The following is a 21,671-nucleotide window of genomic DNA, read 5'->3' as shown; positions in this document are numbered from 1 at the left end:
AAATCAAAGTTCATTTAAGGGGCTGTCTTAAAAGTCAACTCGTTGTGAAAGACGAGGCCGTTTACCCGGAAAATATTATGGCTTTTAGGACAGCTTCTTTTTGTTTAAAAAAAAGTGCATGGTAGAAAAACGGTGGGTATTAAAAGATAAACCTGACAAGGAGATCATTCATTCATTATCACAGTCTATAAATGTAAGTCCTCCAATAGCCACTATTCTCGCGCAACGCAGCATCATTGATTTCGATAGTGCCAGAAATTTCTTCCGCCCCACTCTTGACATGCTTCATGATCCGTTTTTGATGAAGGACATGATTTTGGCGGTTCACAGAATTGAACAGGCCATTGCAAATAATGAAAAAATACTGGTTTACGGAGATTATGATGTAGATGGAACCACATCAGTTGCTCTCTTCTTTGGATTTCTCAATTCTTTTTATCCGGCATGTGACTTCTATATACCCGATCGCTACAAAGAGGGTTATGGCATTTCTGATGCAGGTATTGAATTTGCCTCAGAAAATGATTTTAAACTGATCATCTCACTTGACTGCGGAATCAAATCTGTGAAGCTGGTTGAAAAAGCTCGCTCCTATGGTATTGATTTTATCATTTGTGATCACCATCGCCCTGGTGATGAACTTCCGCCGGCGGTGGCTGTCTTAGACCCTAAAAGATCAGATTGCAAATATCCATATAAGGAGCTTCCGGGCTGTGCTATCGGCTTCAAACTAGTTCAGGCACTGGTATCTCAAAACCCCGAATGGTATGCTGACCCACTAGATCTTCTTGATCTTGTGGTTGTAAGCATAGCTTCAGATATTGTGCCTATTACAGGAGAAAACAGGGTGTTGGCCTTTTTCGGATTGGAGAGACTAAAAAGCAGTGCCCGACCGGGCTTAAGAGCTTTGACCAAACTGGCAGGTATCAGAAACAAAATGACTATTACTGGCATTGTGTTCGGTATGGCTCCAAGAATAAATGCTGCCGGCAGGATCTCTCATGCAAAAACAGCCGTGAATCTGTTATTATCAGAATCGGAAGAAGAGGCGTACCACTTCGGTGAGCAATTGGATGTAAAAAATGATAAACGCCGTGATTTTGATGCAACAATAACGGAGGAGGCCATTGCAATGATCGAAGCAAGTGAAAACCTGAAAACCTCAAAATCAACTGTATTATTTAAAAATGACTGGCATAAAGGGGTTATAGGTATTGTTGCCTCACGGTGTATCGAGCGATATCATCGCCCCACTATCATTTTAACTATGTCCAACAACAAGGCTACAGGTTCTGCGAGATCTGTTCCCGGCTTTGATGTTTATAATGCCATCGAGAATTGCAGTGATTTGCTGGAGCAATTTGGAGGACATATGTATGCTGCAGGGCTTACCCTGGAAATAAATAAAGTTGAGGCCTTTCAGAAAAAATTTGAAGAGGTCGTTTCCAGTTCTATTTCCGAGGAACTGTTAACGCCACTGGTCAATATCGACACTGAAATAACCTTTGACAGGATCACATCCAAGTTTTTTGGTGTGATCAATCAGATGGAGCCATTCGGCCCTGAAAATCTCTGTCCGGTATTCTTAGCAGAAAACATAAGTGTGGCAGGCTCTTTGAGGTTGATCAAAGACAAGCACCTCAAATTCATCGCTCGGCAAGATGGTTGTAATAACCAGCTGGAAGCCATCGGGTTTAATCTCGGGGCATATGAAAAGAGGATAAAGAATGGAGAAAAGTTCAGAATGGCGTTTTCTATAGAAGAAAATAACTACATGGGCTATCAGTCTATTCAGTTAAATGTAAAGGATATAAAGTTCGATTAGTTATTTTTGTCATATATGATTTTACGAGCAGACCATCTAGTTAAAAAATATAAGAAGAGAACAGTTGTTAACAATGTGTCCGTACAGGTAGAGCAGGGGGAAATTGTTGGTTTATTAGGGCCTAACGGAGCTGGTAAAACCACAACTTTTTATATGATTGTAGGCCTGATCAAGCCCAACGAAGGACAGATATTCCTGGATGACGATAATATTACTGACCTACCGATGTATAGACGGGCCAAGCTAGGTATTGGCTATCTGGCACAGGAGGCTTCCGTGTTTCGAAAACTTACAGTAGAAGAAAATATTATGGCCGTTTTGGAAATGAGAAATATTCCAAAAGCCACCCAGAAAGAAAAGTGTGAGTCCCTTCTTGAAGAATTCAGCCTTACGCATGTGCGTAAAAATCTGGGTATGGTACTTTCCGGAGGAGAGCGCCGTCGGACAGAGATTGCCCGGGCACTTGCTGTTGATCCAAATTTTGTGCTTCTCGACGAGCCTTTTGCCGGTGTAGACCCTATTGCTGTTGAAGAGATACAGACTATTGTTGCCCAGCTTAAAAAGAAGAATATTGGCATTCTTATAACCGATCACAACGTAAACGAGACCCTTTCAATTACAGACCGTGCCTACCTCATGTTTGAAGGTAAGCTGCTTAAAGCCGGCTCTGCAGAAGAGCTTGCGGCCGATGAGCAGGTAAGGCGCGTATACCTCGGGCAGCATTTTGAGTTAAAAAGAAAAATTTGACCCGGCATATCACCAACAAACCGTTTTATTTTTATTTTTAAGTTATTTCAAAACAATAATAGCTGGTGGATATACTGAATTCGATATTAACCTGGGTGATGAAGAAGCGGATACATGATATCGAACTTTTCATTAAATACCCCCATGACGTACAGCAAGAGCTCTTTAAAAAATTGGTGACTGAGGCCAAAAACACAGAATTTGGTAAAAAATACGATTTTAAAAGTATCACCAATTATCAACAGTATAAAGAGCGTGTCCCAGTACATGCTTATGAAAACATGTTCCCATACATAGAGCGGCTCATGCGTGGAGAGCAAAATATTTTATGGCCCTCAGAAATTACCTGGTTCGCCAAATCATCCGGTACAACCAATGCCAGAAGTAAATTTATCCCAGTTTCTCCTGAGGCGCTTGAAGACTGTCATTTCAAAGGTGGAAAGGATCTGATCTCTATTTATGTCAATAACTATCCCGAAACCAAAATGTTTACTGGTAAAGGGCTAACCATTGGCGGAAGCCATCAGATCAATGAGTATGATCCCAATGCCAATTCCTACTATGGTGATGTTTCTGCGGTGATCATGCAAAACCTTCCTTTATGGGCTCAACTAATCAGAACCCCAAAGCTGGATGTTGCATTGATGGATAAATGGGAAGAGAAAATCGAAAAAATGGCTTCGATCACTTCAGAAGAGAATGTGACCAATTTGGTTGGAGTGCCTACATGGACCATCCTGCTCATTCAACAAGTGCTGGAGCTAAAAGGAAAGGAAAACATACTTGAAATATGGCCTAATCTTGAAGTATTCTTTCATGGAGCAGTAGCTTTTACTCCCTATCGCGAGCTTTTCAAAAAGCTGATCCCTAAGGATGACATGAACTACTGCGAAACCTATAACGCTTCGGAGGGCTTTTTTGGGATTCAGGATCAAAAAAATTCAAATGAGCTCCTGCTCATGCTTGACTACGGAATATTTTACGAGTTCATTCCATTTGATAATATTAACAGTCCGGATCCGCAAACGATTTCACTGGATGAGGTTGAGGTTGGGAAAAACTATGCCATGCTCATTAGTACCAATTCCGGACTTTGGCGCTATAATATTGGTGATACAGTAAAATTTACAAGCACATCACCTTACAGGATTAAAATTTCCGGCCGTACCAAGCATTTTATTAATGCATTCGGTGAAGAGGTTATAATAGAAAATGCAGAGTCGGCAATAACTGACGCATGCGCAAAAACAGGAGCTATTATAGATAACTTTACCGCAGCTCCTATCTATTTTGATGAAGGAAACAAAGGTGGCCATGAATGGATCATTGAGTTTAAAAAACTACCTGATAATCTTGATAGATTTACGCAATTTCTAGACGAAAAACTCCGCGAGATAAATTCTGATTACGACGCCAAGCGTTATAAAGACATGGCCCTCCTCCCTCCAGTTGTACATAGCGCCAAAGAGGGCACATTCTATGCCTGGATGAAGAAAAGAGGCAAGCTGGGAGGCCAGAATAAAGTTCCTCGTCTATCGAACAACCGAGAACATATTGATGACATCCTTGAAATAATGAGAAGCGTCTAAGCCACTTCTTAAAGTCTACTCCTCTTTAAGCGTATGCACCGGGTTTGTCATAGCAGCCCTTAACGTGTTGAAAATTACTGAGGCCAACGCAATGACGATAGCACAAACGCCCGCTGAAACAAAGGGGAGCAGGCCCAGTTCAAAGTGATAAGCGTAATCTGACAGCCAGGATTTCGCATAGAACCACGCCAATGGCAAGCCTATGGAGATGGCAATCAAAACCAACTTTAAGAAATCGCGGGAAAATAAAAAAAGTAAGCCCGCCATATCAGCACCTAAGACCTTTCTGATCCCTGTTTCCTTGGACCGCTGTTGCATAAGAAAAGCTGACAACCCAAAAAGGCCTAAGGAGCTTATAAAGATAGCAGCCGCAGTAAAAATAGCACTTAACCAGCCAATAGTCGTCAGGCCTGCATAATGGGTTTCATAGTCTTGCTCTATAAATGAGTAATCAAAAGGGTGTTGATCCTCATACTTTTGGTATGCTACTGCAATATCCTGAAGAGCTGTATTGACATGATCAGGTTCTATGCTGATGTATGCATTCCAGGTTTCTTCCGGGTTGCACAAAATCACAACCGGCTCAATTTGCCGGCTCAAAGGCTGATGATGATAATTTTTAGCTACACCTACCACTATCCCTTTATTTCCCCAAACCGTCAGCTCCATACCGATAGGATCAGACAAATTCATCGCATTAGCCGCTTGCTCGTTTATAATGATCTGCTTTAGCGCAAGCTGACCCGAACGATTCTTGAAGGTAAAAGCACGACCTTCGGAGATGTCAATGCCGAAAGTTTCTATAAAATCTTCGCTCACCTGGATAACATTAAAAAAAGATTTATCATCCTCCGGCTTTCCCGGCCAGGATATTCCATTGTTTTTATTGGCAGTATTTAAAGGGTCCTGTTCCGTAAAACTTACAGATTGTATACCGGGAATGCGTAGCAATTCTTCCTTATACGCTTCCTGTTTTCCCCTGATCCCGTGAAGCTCATGTCGCAGAATATTTCTTGTCTGGATACCCAGATCACTATGCCCGATAAAACGGATCTGATTAAAAACCACTATGGAAAAGACAATAAAAGCCACTGAAAGGGAAAACTGAAATACCACAAGCACCTTTCTTAACCCTGTTACACCTGCTTTTGCGTTTAGCTTTTGTTTTGAAGGTAAAAGCCCAAAGGAGGAAAATTGCAATGCCGGATAAATACCGGCCAGTGACCCAATAAATATGCTGGCAGCAATTAAAAGTAGCAGAAACCCAGATGACGAATAAGGAAGGGCAATATGCTTTCCTGTCAGCGCATTGAAAAAAGGCATAAGCATCTCAACCAGCGTTATGGCCAAAAACATGGAAGCAACAGCTATTAAAACGGATTCCGTCAAGAACTGAACTATCACCTGTTTTCTCTGAGCACCTACAGCCTTCCTCAGAGCCACCTCCTTATTACGTTTACTGGCCATTACAGTATACAAATTGATAAAGTTGATACAGGCGATCAGTAGTACGACAATTGCCACAACCGAAATCAGCCTGACATACAAAATTTTGCCTGAGGTGCTGCCCATCCCTGAAAAGTCATCATATAGATAAACGTCTGCAAAGGGATAGGTAAACAGGGCATCATCCGTGTCAGCAACACTGTGATGTTTTAAAACAGTTGTTAATTTTTCATCTAGTGTGCTGGCTACAACCCCAGGCTTAGCTTGAATAAAAACCTGAACATTATAGTTTGAAAATGAGTATTTGTTGGAGCTTTTCCACCATGGCCGCTGGGTATCTTCAAAGTGCTGATAAGGTAAAATGAAATCAAAATGCAGAGAAGACTGGTGAGGTATTTTTTCCAGAACACCAGTCACCTTGTATTGTTGCCTGTTGTTTTGAACAAGATCTACATATTGACCTATGGCCGATTGACCGGGAAAATACTTCTCCGCTGTTTCGGCTGATATTATCACGGAGCCCGGTTCTTTAATTGTAATACTACCTTCTTTCAGAGGAAAGCTAAACATTTGAAGAAAGGAAGGATCTGCATAAATACCCTTTTCTAAAAAAGTATCTTCAGCTTTGGCAAATACAGCATGAGCTGGAAATACACGGGCAATTTTATCTACCTCCGGAACTTCCCTTTCAATTATCGACACCAGCGATGACGGCGCATATGGTACAATCACACTTTCACCTGCTCGGTCCCGTTCTGCAAAAAGCTGGTACAAACTGTCCTCATTTTTATGGAAACGATCGAAGCTGTACTCGTCCCACACCCAGACGGCCATAAAAATAAAACACACGAGTCCAAACGTTAACCCGAATATATTGATTGTGGTAAATAGTTTCTGCCTTAAGAAAAACCTGAGAGAAACTTTGATATAATTCTTGATCATGCTATGCTAATCTTGGCTAAAATGAATGAAAGACTTATCCATACCCTAAAATAGTGCCATTAAGTAAGAATACGATTTTTATCGAAATGAACCACAAATATTAAGCATAAGACAAAAATCTGTTTCACAGTGAAACAATGGGGTGTGTTGTTTTGAAACAAAGCTAAAGTACATAAGCCGAAATAGCTCCCACTACATACAACTTCCATAAGGGTATGAGATAATGAAGTAATTTTCTAAATTGAGTAAAACCAAAATCCCAAGTCCCATGAAAAACCAATTGAGAATTTCGCTACTGGCAGCAGTTGTTTGCCTGGTGGCAATTTTAACCGCCTTTAATTTCAAGGAGGAAGAAAAGACAACCTCGTTTGTGTCAATGACATTGCCGATGTGGAAAACAGGAAAAATGCATACCCTGGAAGTTGCTGACGCTATGCCGGAAGAAAAGTACACTTACAAACCCAGTGAAGTAAGTAAAACTTTCGCTGAGCAAATGGTGCACATAGGCTACACCCTCACCTATTTCAGTAAAGCCATGATCAAAGGAGAGCAGGTAAAATATGAAGAGCCCAGCGCAGAAGGCCTGTCCAAAGCTGAAGTTCGGGCTATTGTTGAAAAAGGCTACGCGGATATGGAAGCAGCCATTAAAGCCCTAAAAGAGGATGATCTAAAAGTAGAATTGCCTTTTGGGCCCGATACAAAAATGACACGGGCACAAGCCATCATTTTTGCCAACGACCACTGCACCAACCACAGGGCTAAGGCCAATCTTTATATTCGAATGAATAATATTGAGCCGCCGAGTTATAAGTTTATTTAGTTTTAGAAGCCCTGTTGCAATATACAGGGCTTTTGTCTCCTCCAATGCCCCCAGCTCTAAATCTGTTTGCAGATATTCCTCACTTTAAAAATCCTGGTGAAATAGGGCCATCGATAAGCCCTTGCGATTCAGCTTCCAACCCTGCCATGGCTTCTTGTCTAGTTTCTGGCTTGATTTTACCCTCGGCGGGATCATATGCTAATTCATCAAAACGCGAATCATCTGTATACCTGGAAGGAACTTTATCATTGGTATCAAATGATTTAAACTTATCAGCATTATCACCTGCTTTTCTTACCTTTCCATCAACCGTTCTCTTTTCCAAGTGATCAACCCAGCCTTTTTTGTGTGGGTCAGGGGTGTTCATGTACTCATCCCCCAACTCATCAAAACGGCCGCCAGTCTCGGCATCAAAATCATTAATCTTCTTCAGGGCTTCGGGGTCGTTTCGCAGCACATCATCACCAAGATCATCGAGTTTCTTCCACGCATCGACCAAGGCAGATTGCAAAACAGTATCATGATGACTAGCTGGGTATAACTTAAAAAAGTCTCTTACTTTCAGAGTTATCTTATCTCCTATATTAAATCACCTTTTCTGCTGAAACTATGGTTCAACTACGTATGTAAGCACCCCCGTTTTAGGACTCCATAAAAGTATAGATTTCTATTAATTATTATTGTTATAATAGGTGTTAATTGTGGGTAACTCGATAGAGTTATCCACTGTTAACGCCACTTGTGCGTATTGTACAGGACTCTTATCATTTAAGCTTTCATGTGGCCTCACAAAGTTGTAATCATACATCCAATCTTCAGTGGCTTGTCGTACTTCATCTATAGAATCAAACACATAAGCATCAAGCACATAGTTTCTATAGGTACGATTCAGTCTCTCAACATATGCATTTTGAGTAGGCTTACCTGGTTGAATATAAATGAACTCTATTGCGTGCATACGGCTCCATTCTTGTGTTAATGCCGCTATAAATTCTGGACCGTTATCCATACGTATGCGCGAAGGTTTCCCTCTGCGTTTAATTAAGTGATTTAAAACCCACACCACTTTATTGCTCTTTAAAGAATAATCGATCTCTACATGCAAAGCTTCTCGATTAAAATCATCCATAACATTGAAAGAGCGGAATTTACGCCCATTGAATAAGGCATCACTCATGAAATCAATAGACCATGTATGGTTAAGTGCAGCAGGCACCTCCAGAGGTTCTTTTATTCTTGCTGGCAATCTCCTCTTTACTTTCCTACGCAAGTTTAAACCCAACGCTTTATAGATACGATGAACTTTCTTGTGATTCCATTCATTACCCTCATTTCTGAGGCGATTAAATGCTTTCCAAAAACCTTCGCGAGGAAATTGCTCAGCCTTTGCCTGCAATGCTGATATTATAGGCTCATCATTCTTAATAGACTGATAATAATATACCGATTTGGCTAGATTTAGCACACGGCACGCCCTGCTGATGCCACAGTTCAGTTCCTTCTGCACTTCTTTAACGAGCTGCTTTTTATGACAGGGCTTTAAAGCTTTTTTTCTATAATCTCTTTAGCAAGTTTGAGATCAAGGGCCAGTTCAGCATACATATGTTTTAACCTTCGGTTTTCTTCCTCAAGGTCCTTCAGCTTGCGAAGCTCTGAAGCTTCCATTCCGCCAAAGCGCTGACGCCACTTGTAAAATGAAGCCTGGCTAACGCCGTGTTCACGACTGATCTCTGCTGCCGTTTTTCCTGCATCAAACTCCTTTAAGATACTGGCAATCTGCTGGGGTGAAAATCTTTTCCTTTTCATAAAAACAGTTCAAATTTAAGTTGTTTTCTCTACTTTTAAACTGTCCTATTTACGGGGGTGCTTACACGTAAGTATCATGCATTTTTATTTTTATTATATATAAGAGATAATGCAGATCATCATCTTTTGACAACTTTATTGCTTTTTTATAACTTGCTTTTGCTTTCTTAAACTGCCTTTGAACTTCGAACAATCTACCCTCACAAAGGTAAATATCTGCCATATCCTTATTTAACTCTTTTGCTGTATTTAAATCTTGTTGTGCAGAGGCATATTCAGATTTAAGGAAATATCTATAGGCCCTTTCTAAGAAAAATTTTGCATTGGTGTTATAGCTATATACGTACTTAAGAGTTTTATTTCCTGGTCAAGCTGAGTCGGGGATTTAAGAAAAAATTCTCGCAGTCGTTTTGTCTCAGTAATAGCATAAAAAATATCACACTTTCTAATTAGTTTTATTTTAAGTCTATTATCTAGTCGATTATCTTGTTGCTTTTGTGTAAGATTATTTACTGCTTCTATAAAACAACTATCCGCTCTATTTAAATTTAAATGTTCATATTCCTCGTTAAAACGAGTCTCAAAACAGTCACAAACCTCTTTAAACGCCTGATTTACATTTTTTTGAGAAAATAGAATATGTCCTGCCATTATAAAGAGAATCGTAAAAAAGTGTTTCATTCTTACCTAAATATTAATAAGCATAATAAAAGAAGACTATTGACTGCAGATCTCCCAGTAACACAAGGACTTCCACCCATCAGCTAGAACTAAAGTAGATGCCTTTTAAATCCCAAAGCAATAGGATTCCTAAAATGATTAAGGCTTTGGATCTTCTTATCCCAATTAACTTTTGATAAAAGGTATATATCCACTTCTGGATATGTTTGGGAAACAACCTCTACCATTTCGTCCATATCCATCCAGCCATCGTTAGCTGTGTGCCCTTTCAGTAACTTGTTACATTCATGACTTATCAATTCCATCCGTTCCTGATCCAGTGTATCTGGAAAAAGATATTCCCAAGCTACTTTCTTAACATGAAAAACCACATCTTCCTTTGTGTAATAGATTTCTCCAAAGGCCAACTTATAGTCATGTTTGGTTGCAAACCTAAGCCAAGAGAATTGCTCGCTGTCCATTAATTCATGTATATTGGAAAAACTGTGAATATCAACATTCCTCAATTGATCGCTTAATTTTTCTCTCTCTTCTTCTGCCAGCTTAGCCTCTCGATTTGAAATTGTACCCACCAAACCAGAATATATCAACAGATCATCTATCTTGAACTCTCTTGGTGGCATGTCATCGGCGGTAGGAACAAATTTTGTCTCTAATGCAATTTTTATCCAATCAAAAGAGTTATCATTTAATTTTTCAATCAAATTAGACTTCAAACCTTCTTTACTAAAACCAGGGTTATGTCTCTCCAGCTTATTAATTATCTTATCGATAGAGTAGCCCCATTCAGATAAAGACACTTATTACTTCAAATGTGGATGCTGGCATATTAGTTGATTACCTTTCTAAATTTACTACCTTGTTCCTTCTTTTATAGCTCTATAACCTTATTTACCAAAACCTACTAGCGTAACAGTTCCTCAGGTGCTTTATACATCCAGTAAAATTCATTTCTTTCCTTAGCTTTTAATAAGTGTTCCTGGGAGTAAACATTTTCATCTACAGACACAATTAAATGATCCGGGTTAATTTTCAGATATTCAATGCACCAATCCAATAGCAAGTGTTCACAATCAGTGCCCCCATCATTTGACCCTAAACAATATACTTTGTCTCCCTGATACTCCTCGATAACAGGAGTATCCTCGCCTATATAAAAACGTAAATATTCCTGAAGCCTTTCCTTATCTTTAGAATAATAATCTTTTTCAATGACTATTTCAGAGGAGCTATACTCTTTTCCCCTATAGTAATATCCAGTTATTCTAACATAGGCTCGCATTCTAAATCCTGCCAATGTTAAGTCCTGAATAAATTTTTCTTCTTTTTTTGCTTTAGAAAATATAAATATTCCTTCCATTTCTTTATAAAAATTTATCTAAATCGCTTAATGAATATACTACCTCCACTCCCATTTCCTCTATTGATTTTATTTTGTCAATTTGCCATTTCTTAGTTGGTATTTCATCTATATATAGAACCACATCCAAATTGTTTGCATTAAGGTAATTTGGATGAGCTGGATCTATAAATTTTATAAACTGATCAGATTTTAAACTACCTGCAGATTTTTTTACTTCAATTATCACTTTATCAGTAACAACATCCAGCTCTCCAGCCGCATTGTCAAACTTAGCTCCAAAACCAGATACATTTGCCTTTGAGCTAACATATTGTCCTACTTTACCCTCAATTTGTTTACTTACATCATCAGCATTGTTTAAAGCGGTCGTAATTCCAACTTCTATATCCTGAGCGGTTTGTTTTGGCCAACTAAGCTCTTTACCAGATAAATTAGTCCATTTATACTTAGTGCCATCAACGGCTACCTCACCGGCTTTAACAAAGCCAACTGTACCATCGGCCTTCTTGACCATATAAACGGCTTCCGTAACTACATTGCCCAAACCGTCTTTAACTACCACGCTGGAGGATACTTGTGATACTTGGTCAGAAGCTATATCAACCGCATCATCCAGCCAGCCGTCATTTGCAACGCGCAATACATCATCAGCCCCTTCTTTCAAAAGTACACCAATGGTAGCCCCGCTCTTTCCTATTAAAGTGAATTGTTCATTGGCGGTTGGTAATACCTTACTTCCAAATTGGATCGCCTTGGCAATAGCCCTTCGGGAAATTGCACTAAGCTTGGCAACATCTACCACCTTACCTCCAATCTTCACAACAACAGCAACGATCCCCGCTTTTACCAATACCTCACCGGGCACCAGATCAAGAACTGCCAGTGCTCTTTCCCAGCCTGCGAGTTGTTCGCCCGTCAGCCAGTGCTGCCAGAGTAAATATAGGGGCTGCAATAAATAGAACAGTACATATATCCGGACAATGAAGTGTAAACAGACAAAGACCAGCTAATACGCCCTATTTACCATTTTTTTCCAGGAAGTCTAGCCACTCTAATATTATGTTTTTAAATATTAGAGTAGGTACTTCACATTTACTTTTATCGCTGGCCCAGCTGGATATTATAGTCTTATCTTTATCAATAAGTGCATCACCTATTGGGTCAGCTTCGAAAGACAACAAGTTTTCTATGCCTTCATCATCAATGAATTTTTCCAGACCTTTCTTAATTCGCTCATTTACATAAGGAATTAGATCTGATTTTATGTACCTAGAGTTATTCCATACAGTTAAAAACATGGCTATTAAGTAATAATTCTCGGAGCCTGATCTAACCTTGGCTAGTGGAAAACCATTCTTAATTTCAAAGTCAAATTCAATACCGTTAATTTTCATATTAATTCTTCAAGAATCATATTTAACCTGTGAAAGAACAAAAAAAACAGATGTTTAGGTAAAGTAAATTATTACCTACCGTGACTTTGTAAAAAATCTAGCCAATCAGTTATGCACATTTTAAATAGCTCAATAGAGATAATTACAGGTTCTTCATCTGGCTTCGTATGTATTTTCACTTCATCTGGATAGATAGCGGCAACAGCAGAATAGCCCTCTCCTGCACTAACCTCCGCATAAGAGGTTTCCTGCATTAAAACACTATTTAATTCAGGTAAAAAATCTTCATTAATATCTTTAGAAGAATCCCATGACTGCAAAAATAAAGATAGAACAGAGTACTTTTTGTTTAAAGCTGCTATTACAGGGTAGGTATGTTCATTAAGACTAAAACTTAATATTGAGGTTAAAGGTGTCATATTAGATCAATTTATGATTTTTTTTAAACAATAATAATCACTGATTAATTACAGGGTATGTTGATATGATATTTCCTTCCACATCTTTCCATATAGCCAACTCGGTACCATCCAACATAGTACCTTTAAAAAGTTTTCTACAATCGGGATATTCATTAATCAAATTCATATTTTTCATAGCCCGAACCATTTCTATCTGAATTTTTTCAATGATCCAACCATCTAATGGGCTAGTTGAAATACCATCCTTTCATCCGCCTTCCTCTTGGTTTTCATAAAGCCAATCAGGATAATACTCCTTCTCCTTTATACTTTCCAACTTTGTGATTTAATTGCAATGGGCTTCTAAAAACTCTACCCATTTCAATGATATTTTCTTAAAATCTATAGTGTCGATTTGAAGATTTTTATCTTTTAAAGCGTCTTTTTTTCCCTTTTCTAAATCATTATTATTTGTAAAATAAGTCACTTTCGGTTCTATGATGGCAGTGCATAATTCACTAGGAAAAACCTCATCCCCCCAGTTTCTATCCATAACCATATCTATAGAAGGTAAAAGATCTTCCCTTATATCCTCAGCATCCCAGCAAACCCTAAAAAAATAACCTGCATAATTATAATCATCTAACTGCTTATCTCTGACAAATAAAATTGGTTCACTAGAGTTGTTAAACACATAGCATTCCAACTCATATCTATTACAATCTAAGATTGTTAAGACGTAATTACTCTCATCCATTTTAATAAAAGGATTTTTCTTTTTCATATTAGTTTAAATTAGGAAAAGCTGTTTTAAGCACTGTACCTTCATATATTAACTGTAGCTTGGTTCCATCTGACATCGTTGCCTTATAGGCAGTACTGCCAGGAGGAGTTGGAAAGGTAGGATCAAGCACCTTAGTTCTTAGACCTTCCGCAATCTCTGATTGAATTTTCTCAACACTCCAACTATCAGGAAAAAAAGTGCTCTTTTTACCTTTAACCCAGGTTTCTATAGTCGCGCCCTGCGCAGTATAATTCTTTCCATAAACCTGTACTTTCGCCTGATAATACCCTTTAACAAGCGGATTTTCTGTTCCTGGTTGAATTCTTATATCACCTTGTTTATAAGATACTGGATGGTCAGGTATTAGTTTTTTGTTTGAATGCACTCCAGACACGCCTCGAATATTTCCATTTATATCAACATTTAAATCTCCTTTAAATATATGATTATTCAGATCAACATTTTGTACAACCTCATCAAATTCCTTAATGGCATTGGCTTTTACAAAGCCGACCGTCTCATCAGCTTTTTTAACCATATAAACCCTAGCTTCAACTATTTTACCCGCACCATCTTTAATGACAACACCCGAACCAACCGGAATAATTTCATCAACAGTATAGTCAACCGCATCATCCAGCCAGCCATCATTTGCAACGCGCAATACATCATCAGCCCCTTCTTTCAAAAGTACACCAATTGTGGCTCCGCTCTTTCCTATTAAAGTAAATTGTTCATTGGCAGCTGGCAATACTTTACTCCCAAATTGGATCGCCTTGGCAATAGCCCTTCGGGAAACTGCGCTAAGTTTGGCAACATCTATCACCTTACCTCCAATCTTCACAACAACAGCAACGATTCCCGCTTTTACCAATACCTCACCAGGCACCAGGTCAAGGATAGCCAATGCCCTTTCCCAGCCAGCAAGCTGCTCATCGGTCCTCCAGTGTTTGCCGCTATAAATGGTTGGTGCCGCCACATAGGGCGCCGTCACCACATCAGCAATAATATATGAGTACAAAACCAAGCCACCTTCGTCACCCGGTGTGGTATTGCCGAGGTCCTTGATATGGTATTTGATTTTATCCGCCCACTGATCGGTTACGGCAGCGCTCTTGCCCCAATAGTCAGCACTGCCTGCCCAAATGGTAAGCTTATCGAAAAGTTCCCTTTCCGTATCACTGTTGTCAAAGGTAACGGTATAGGTTGTTGATATTTTATTACCCGCATCATCGGTAATGATATATTCTCCTTCCACAACTACCTTATCAGGGTGTACATACATTTTGGGGTAGTAAAAGCCCAGGTCTTTCCATAGTTTCATCAGGTAGTTGCCTGCCCCAACAGGGTCAGGGCCAAACATCATCAGGTTGGCAGAAACCTCCCGCTTGTAGTCAAAGCCGGTTTTGCCTGCGATGTGCTTTTCAAGTGCTACAGAACCAGCACCCGTGTTGGTTCCCCGGTGTGTTTTTAACTGAGCATAGACTTCTTCAATAGAATTATTTTGGTTTTTATGGGTACTACTTTCGTATTTACGCTGACTACTCCCCACAAATCTTGGTTGCCTTATTTGTGGTCCGGCGGCAGACCCGGACAGTAAGGTTCCGATAACTCTTTTTGGCCTCGCCGGGCCAAAAACACCTTCCTGTCCGGCTTCGTCGGCCAACGCCTCAAAACTTTCATAAGGCCTCTTCCCAGAATTTTCAGAATCTGCCTGAGTTGTATTTTCCGTGCTGCCTCCTTGCTGATTATCAGTGTCCTCTGAGGTATTTTCATTCTGTTCTCCTCTTTCATCCTGCTCCTTTTTATTCTTTCTGCGGCCATCCACTTTTCGGTGTCTCTTTTGCTTTTTCGTTTTAGGAACATAAATCGCTACCCTGGAGTGCGTACCACGGCCTTTTACCTTCACTCTTTTTACTCTTTTGCCCTTTTTGCCTTTATCTTTATCCTCGCCTGTCCTGGCTTGTTTGTTCCTTTCCCTCACTTTATAGCTTCCGTCTTCTATAAGCAAGCCCAGCAGGTCTTCATTATTGGCAAAATTATTACCCGCATACTGATACGTGCTTTGGTCCGGTTGCAAGTCAGCAAGAGGATCTATATTATAGAACCTGCCAAGTACGGCATCGTATTTTCTGAAACCCAGATCTTTGATTCCGTGAGCTATACCCCTGGTATTTACCGAACCAGCATAGTGTTCATTATCACGATGGTAAGGATTGAATGAGAGGCCTAAAGGATAAAAATCTTCACCTTTTATGATTTTACTTCTGTTATGGGTTAATTTCAGGTCATCAAAATATACCCAATTATCGGTAGCACTTTCGTGACTTACATAGGCATATATGTACCCGGTTTCCTCAATTTGTATATCGCTGATCTCAAGTTTTTCAACATTAAAATTAGCCGCATCAGATAACTGCTTATACCCGGAATTCTTATAATTCATTTCTTCATCGAAAAGAATATAGTTAAGGTATGCTGAAGGCACATTATCACTACTGGTTTGGCCATTATCAAAAAAACCAAAAGCACCTTCAAAACTGTTATATATGGTCTGTTGGTATTCAGTACCTCCATTTACACCTCCATAGCTTGCCGCTACGGATGCTATGATTGATGTTAAACTGGTTGGAGTGGTGTAACCGGAACCTCCTTCATAGTAAGCATAAGTTTCCAAATGAATAATATCACCTAGCTTGACCTTTAAACCCAAAGCCGGCCCAATCGGTTGGCTTTGGTTAACTCTGGCTACTTTATCTGGTGAATTGCTTGCTGCAGCAAAAGTGATTCTGGTCTCTTCCAGGTTACTAAATAAGGCCTCTTCTTCATCAGAATGTTCGGTTTCCATGGTGGCCTGATAGTGATAAATTTCATCCCTTGTTGTAAAAGTAAGGCGGGTATTCCCCAAGTGATCCTTAATATCATATAAGTAATCCAGGCCTCCAAAATAAAGATTACCTACTACCTGCCCCTCTTCATGTTGTATAGCTTCCAGTTTACCAAAGTTATAAACAAACTGATCTATAAAATCCTTTCTTTCAACTAATGAACCATTGCTGCTATAGATCTCCTCCGCTATTTTAGTACCGGTAGCATCATAGGTATATGCCTCCGACCGCCCGTCGTCATACAAAATATATTCGGCCAAATTGAGATGATTATAGTATATTTTCTCAATATGGTTATTGGCGTCTCGTACCGTATTACCATTGCCATCATACACATAGTCATCACCCTCTGCATCTCTGAATCCCTCTTCTTTATAGGCGGCCAGATCATTATCCGCCACTCTAAGTAGCCTGTTGGCATGTTCAGCACCCTGTCCATAGCTATAAACCAGCCGATCAATCTCCTCCTGCCCGGAATGGTCGGCATAACGTGTAAGGCCAAGGATGTTTCCGTTTCGGTCATAATCATGAACATGCTCATTGTATACTCCCGGTTTAAATGTCCATGCGCCGGTCTGGCTTTCCACATAGTCTGCGTATCTTAACCTGTTGAGGCCGTCGTAGACGTAGCCATAGGCCTTGGTTTCGGGCTTGCCAAAGGTTTTCCACTTTACACCGGCCACATTACCATTATATTGCTGTTGCTCAAATCCATAGTCATACATCAGCTCCATACCAAAGTAGTCACCAGGGCTCCGGGTTTCAGTCTCAGACAGTTCACTGTTGTTGATGTGGGTTAACCAGCCTCTTGGGTTATAAGCATAATCCACACTTTGAGCAAAGGAGGCCAGGTTATCCTCGCTATGCAGGTTTTTTTCTATCAACTCACCTATTTCATTGTATTCGTTCTTCACCAAAACTACCGGTCCGTATACCTGTATACTGTCTTCAACTTTATGGTTTATCTGAAGTAGCCTTCCAATATGATCATAAACCATGGTCCGGGCCACCTTTACGTCTTTCCCGGAGGTTTGCTCCTCGATCACTTCCCCCGCAAAATTATACCTGCTGGTTGTCACGTTCACATAACCCAGCTGATTTTCATCCTGCGTTTGGATGACCCTGTATTCATCATCATAGTAGGTAATGCTTCGCAACCATTTAAATTCACCCAGTACCTTTGTTACCGTACCGGTGACGAGTCCAACAACACGGTCAAAAGGCGCTGTATGGCCAAGTTCGGGAACAAAAGCCAGGTTGTCGGCATGGGGAAAGTCATAATTGTCATAATAGGTGATCAGGTTATAATTTTCAGCCAGTGTATCTATGGGAAACGCCAGATTAGTATAACCAAACATTTCACCTCCCGGCTCCTCAAACAGCACCGGATGATTTTTTACCGCGTTCTTTACCTCCTCCCATGAGCCGGGCTGTACGGTTACACCATGGATAATTGGCCGGTTAAGTTCATCATACTTTGTAAAAGCCCACTCTCCGTTCAGCCGCTGATTGCCATCCTGGGTTAGTACCAGCCTGTCTCTGTTGTCGTATACCAGGTACAGTGCTTCTGCGCCCGGTACCTTTTGGAGTACCATTCGATCCCTGCTGTCATATTTATACTGAAAGGCCCAGTTATCTATGATGCCTGAATCTGTAGCCCAGTTAAAGCTGCCAACTACTTTTTCGGAACATACGGGAGGGAGTACAAACCTGAGGTTGCCAAATATATCGTACACATAGTAGGTGTCCAGCCACTCTCCCTTGTTGTTGCCATTTACGCGCTTGAGGATAGTCCTGCCTTGTTTATCTGTAAATTCGCGTACTTCCTGGCCATGCTCGTCAGCAGTAACCTGTACCATCAGCTCACCGGTATAAACATAGCCCTGGTGCACTAACTTGTCGTTAGCTACGGACCAGTTGATAACTACCTGGTCATCCGCGGCATTGTAGGGCCTTACATCGCTTCGGGTGGTATGGCCGCGCCCCATCTGCCATGTCTCCCCGGGTGCTGACGCTTCCACTACTTTATCCAGCGGAGAGTCCTCAAACCTGGTTTCGGCATAGGGAACTCCCGTACGGGCCACTTTGTAAGCCGGTGAAGTTGGGTTGGTATTGTCGAGGTTCCTGTAAAAATCATATTGCTCCTGCAGGTGGTTGTTCCGGTAGGCCCCCAGCCCGGCACTGTTCACATAGGGCAGATATTCTCTGTATTGCCTTCCTTCCCTGTCGTAAGTTACGGATTGCACAATATCGTTCTTCTTTGGAGACCCCTGTTTGATAACGGTTTGGACAGGCCTGCCCAGGCCATCGATATATTGGGTTGAAACAGTGACCTCATCTACAGGGAAATCCGGTACGGTACCTATTATCCCCAGATCGTTTGAAGGCACTCTGAAGGAGTACGTCCTCACATAATTGATATCGGATGATCCCAAAGTGGCCGTAGGAGCATTGCTTCGTAGCGTAGGGGCGGGTGAATCATCGGGGTGGTTGCCCAGGAGGGCCACTTTCACTGATGCGGTATTATAATAGTCTGTTCCGTTTAAACTGACTGCCAAATGGTAAGTCCCCGGGGTAGTTACGGTCAACTGGTGCTGGGTACTTCCCGCAATGTCGGCACCGTCCTTTGCCCACTGATAATGGGTAAAAATACTGTTATCTACAAAAAGACGGGTTTGCTCTCCGCTCTTCAGAAAAAGTGACCCATCTACCTGTATTGCCGGAACAAGGAAAACGTTGCTGGTTACTGATTTTGGCGCAGCACTTAAGCAGCCGTTTTCAAAACTGTAAACTTTAAAAGTACTGGTTTCCGCACAAAAAGCTTTATATGTGGTGCCTTCATGCTCCTTTATACCATTTCGATACCAGTGGTAGGTATAGGTCGGGTTGGTATCATTGACTTTCATAGTCACAAAACCAGGGTTAACCATATCTTCAACACTAACATCTGTCGGGGCTATTGGCAGTGGATCAATATTTACCACTGTGCCAAAGCCCACGCTGTGCCAGGTGCCATCACATTTTTTTGGTCTCAGGTAATATGTACCGGAGGTGTTTACTGTAAGTGTAGCTCCTGTACCTAATGAAGAGGAGCTTCCGGCTTTATACCAGTGCCATGTTTCACATGCTTTTGGTGTTCCGTTTCTTGTAAGAAGAGCGCTTCCGCAACCTGCTTCAACATCAGGGGCTGCAGGAACCACATTTACAAAAACCTTTTCTATCATAAAAGGTCCGGAACAGCCTTTAAGGTATCCTTCACCCAACTGGCCCCACTCTACTTCTGCATAATGCCTGGTACCCTCTGAGTAGGTGCTTAATACTGTTGACCCTTCACTGGCATGCCACCACACACCGGCGGAACCTGAATTATCAGTATCATAAGTCACCCGCTGGCCCAGGGCTACATTAACTCTGTCAGCAGGATTATCACCAACAATGGTTATACTGGATGACGGCCCCCAACAAGTTTCAGATTTAGGCCTCAGGTAGTGTATGCCAGATCCGGCAGGCCGGGTAGCCCTCGAATCAGAAACATCTGTGCCTTCCGGGTGTGTCTGCCAGTAGTAAGTGATCCCTGACGGGGGTACAGCCCGGGAGATTGTGGCCAGCCCGCAGTTGTGCAGTACTGTTGGTGCGGGTGGTGCCTCGGGTAATTCAGGCAGGTCTACCACAAGACCACCGGAAGCAGGCCCCCATCCTCCTGCGGCATTTCTGCCTCTTAAGTAGTAAACCCCATCTGATGGCACAGTAAAATCCGGATCTGAATTGGAAGTGCTGGTACCTGTAGGGGAATTTTGCCAGTACCAGATAACTCCGGACGGAGGACTTCCAAAAGTTTCCAAAACTATTGACCCACAGTGTCCGACTGGATACATATCCTGGAGCCTTGGAGCGGGCGGTGCCTCGGGTAATGGTAAAACGGTTACGGGCATCTCTCCATAAGGAAAACCATGACTGCACAGCCTCAAAGTCGTCTGTCCTGCAATAGACCATTGTACCGTAGTGGTGTACGTAGAGCCATTAAGCTCCGGTGCGGAGGCAACTCCTCCTGGGGTGGACCAGGAAGGTGCTATTAATAAATATTCCGGTGTATACTGGTAGGTATGGGTAGACCCTTCAGATACCAGTTGCTCTCCTGATATGTCAATAGATGAGGCACTAAGGTCCACATAACCTGAACGAGTCGCGCTCCAGCAGTCTCCTTGTCTGGCACGTACATAGTAATAGCCCGATTGAGAAAGAAATGTGGAGCTTCCTGATAATTTAGCTTCGGTGCTGGTACCTGAAGCTGAAGATTGCCAATAGTAGGTTACACCGGACGGTGGTGCGGCTAGTGTAACTGTGGCCATGTTACACTCCAGCTTCACGGTAGGTTCCGGCGGCACGGCAGGATTTGTAACCGTAACTGACACTGAACCTGAGCCTGAACTCCAGCCTGTACTGTTTTTGGCACGCAGGTAGTATGTACCTGAGTTATTGACTACATAAGTACTGCCATAGCCCAGGGTAGTGCTGATTCCGCTTGAAGAAACTTGCCAGTACCAGGTCACGCCTGAAGGTGGGGTACCCTGACGGGTAAGTGTTTTGCTACCACATGCATTGGTTGAGGCTATGGGGTTTGGAGGGGTCGAAGGTAATGGCGAGGCTATGGTTACACTGAGTATATCTCTTATAAAAAAACCATTCTTAAACCGAATGGAACCGGAGCTCACATTGTTCCATTTGACTTTAACAATATAGGCGACCTGTCCTTCAGGGTCATTGGCATTCATCATAGTACCCTGGTAAGTGATTACCCCATTGGTAACTTCCCAGTTAGGGTCGCGTTGAAGAAATTCATCTGAGTAGGTATACATTACTTCCACGCCGGGGTTTACATTTGTTGGTCCGTTAATGGCGCCAACGCCAGCCGAATAGGTAACCAGGTATATGATTATAGAAAATAAAAATCTTAGCATCATTAATGGATTAAAGCTCAATACGAA

16 protein-coding genes are annotated in these 21,671 nt (G+C 41.4%); 4 read left to right on the top strand and 12 right to left on the bottom strand.

Features of this window, described 5'->3' with window-relative positions; genetic code table 11:
* Positions 1–118 precede the first annotated feature (118 nt).
* From recJ to LVD17_RS08985, 3 genes are all read left to right on the top strand, one after another.
* Positions 119–1,825: a single-stranded-DNA-specific exonuclease RecJ gene (gene recJ, locus LVD17_RS08995; RefSeq protein WP_233766213.1), complete on the top strand. Its 1,707-nt coding sequence runs from the start codon at positions 119–121 to the stop codon at positions 1,823–1,825.
* 15 nt (positions 1,826–1,840) lie between these two features.
* Positions 1,841–2,572: an LPS export ABC transporter ATP-binding protein gene (gene lptB / locus LVD17_RS08990; RefSeq protein ID WP_233766212.1), complete on the top strand. Its 732-nt coding sequence runs from the start codon at positions 1,841–1,843 to the stop codon at positions 2,570–2,572.
* Positions 2,573–2,637: 65 nt separating this feature from the next.
* Entirely contained in the window at positions 2,638–4,161 is a 1,524-nt protein-coding gene (locus LVD17_RS08985; protein WP_233766210.1) for a GH3 auxin-responsive promoter family protein, read from the top strand.
* A 15-nt stretch (positions 4,162–4,176) separates the two neighbouring features.
* Here LVD17_RS08985 and LVD17_RS08980 read toward each other — a convergent pair whose 3' ends face one another.
* Positions 4,177–6,549: an ABC transporter permease gene (locus LVD17_RS08980; protein WP_233766208.1), complete on the bottom strand. Its 2,373-nt coding sequence runs from the start codon at positions 6,547–6,549 to the stop codon at positions 4,177–4,179.
* Between the two features lie 268 nt (positions 6,550–6,817).
* On the opposite strand from LVD17_RS08980, the gene LVD17_RS08975 reads away from it, so the two are divergent.
* Entirely contained in the window at positions 6,818–7,369 is a 552-nt protein-coding gene (locus tag LVD17_RS08975; protein ID WP_155173854.1) for a DinB family protein, read from the top strand.
* Between the two features lie 79 nt (positions 7,370–7,448).
* Here LVD17_RS08975 and LVD17_RS08970 read toward each other — a convergent pair whose 3' ends face one another.
* From LVD17_RS08970 to LVD17_RS08920, 11 genes are all read right to left on the bottom strand, one after another.
* Entirely contained in the window at positions 7,449–7,880 is a 432-nt protein-coding gene (locus LVD17_RS08970) for a hypothetical protein (RefSeq protein ID WP_233766206.1), read from the bottom strand.
* Between the two features lie 159 nt (positions 7,881–8,039).
* A protein-coding gene (locus LVD17_RS08965; RefSeq protein ID WP_233761233.1) for an IS3 family transposase occupies positions 8,040–9,175 on the bottom strand; the annotation gives its coding sequence in 2 pieces (ribosomal slippage) (positions 8,040–8,914 and positions 8,914–9,175; 1,137 coding nt in all).
* Between the two features lie 306 nt (positions 9,176–9,481).
* Positions 9,482–9,856: a hypothetical protein gene (locus tag LVD17_RS08960; RefSeq protein ID WP_233766204.1), complete on the bottom strand. Its 375-nt coding sequence runs from the start codon at positions 9,854–9,856 to the stop codon at positions 9,482–9,484.
* Positions 9,857–9,945: 89 nt separating this feature from the next.
* Positions 9,946–10,656 carry a hypothetical protein gene (locus LVD17_RS08955; RefSeq protein WP_233766203.1) on the bottom strand — a complete coding sequence of 237 codons (711 nt, stop codon included), beginning with the start codon at positions 10,654–10,656 and terminating at the stop codon, positions 9,946–9,948.
* Between the two features lie 104 nt (positions 10,657–10,760).
* Positions 10,761–11,216 (bottom strand): hypothetical protein, encoded by a 456-nt coding sequence (locus LVD17_RS08950; RefSeq protein ID WP_233766202.1) that lies wholly within the window; start codon positions 11,214–11,216, stop codon positions 10,761–10,763.
* Positions 11,217–11,220: 4 nt separating this feature from the next.
* On the bottom strand, positions 11,221–12,171 hold the full coding sequence (locus tag LVD17_RS08945; RefSeq protein WP_233766200.1) for a hypothetical protein: 951 nt from the start codon (positions 12,169–12,171) through the stop codon (positions 11,221–11,223).
* Positions 12,172–12,235: 64 nt separating this feature from the next.
* Positions 12,236–12,613, bottom strand: a complete 378-nt coding sequence (locus tag LVD17_RS08940) for a hypothetical protein (protein WP_233766199.1) — start codon at positions 12,611–12,613, stop codon at positions 12,236–12,238.
* Positions 12,614–12,684: 71 nt separating this feature from the next.
* Complete coding sequence (locus LVD17_RS08935) at positions 12,685–13,032, bottom strand: hypothetical protein (protein WP_233766198.1); 348 nt, start codon at positions 13,030–13,032, stop codon at positions 12,685–12,687.
* Between the two features lie 37 nt (positions 13,033–13,069).
* Positions 13,070–13,210 (bottom strand): hypothetical protein, encoded by a 141-nt coding sequence (locus LVD17_RS08930; RefSeq protein ID WP_233766197.1) that lies wholly within the window; start codon positions 13,208–13,210, stop codon positions 13,070–13,072.
* Positions 13,211–13,360: 150 nt separating this feature from the next.
* Positions 13,361–13,798, bottom strand: coding sequence for a hypothetical protein (locus tag LVD17_RS08925; protein WP_233766196.1), 438 nt, complete (start codon positions 13,796–13,798; stop codon positions 13,361–13,363).
* 1 nt (position 13,799) lies between these two features.
* The gene (locus LVD17_RS08920; protein ID WP_233766195.1) at positions 13,800–21,647 is read right to left on the bottom strand and encodes a DUF6443 domain-containing protein; all 7,848 of its coding nucleotides are present in this window, start codon (positions 21,645–21,647) and stop codon (positions 13,800–13,802) included.
* Between the last annotated feature and the right edge of the window lie 24 nt (positions 21,648–21,671).

It is taken from the genome of Fulvivirga ulvae, assembly GCF_021389975.1.
In the GTDB taxonomy this organism is placed as follows: Bacteria; Bacteroidota; Bacteroidia; order Cytophagales; family Cyclobacteriaceae; genus Fulvivirga; species Fulvivirga ulvae.
The sequence above is the reverse complement of the archived record's forward strand: the minus strand, read 5'-3'. Positions and strand labels throughout refer to the sequence as shown.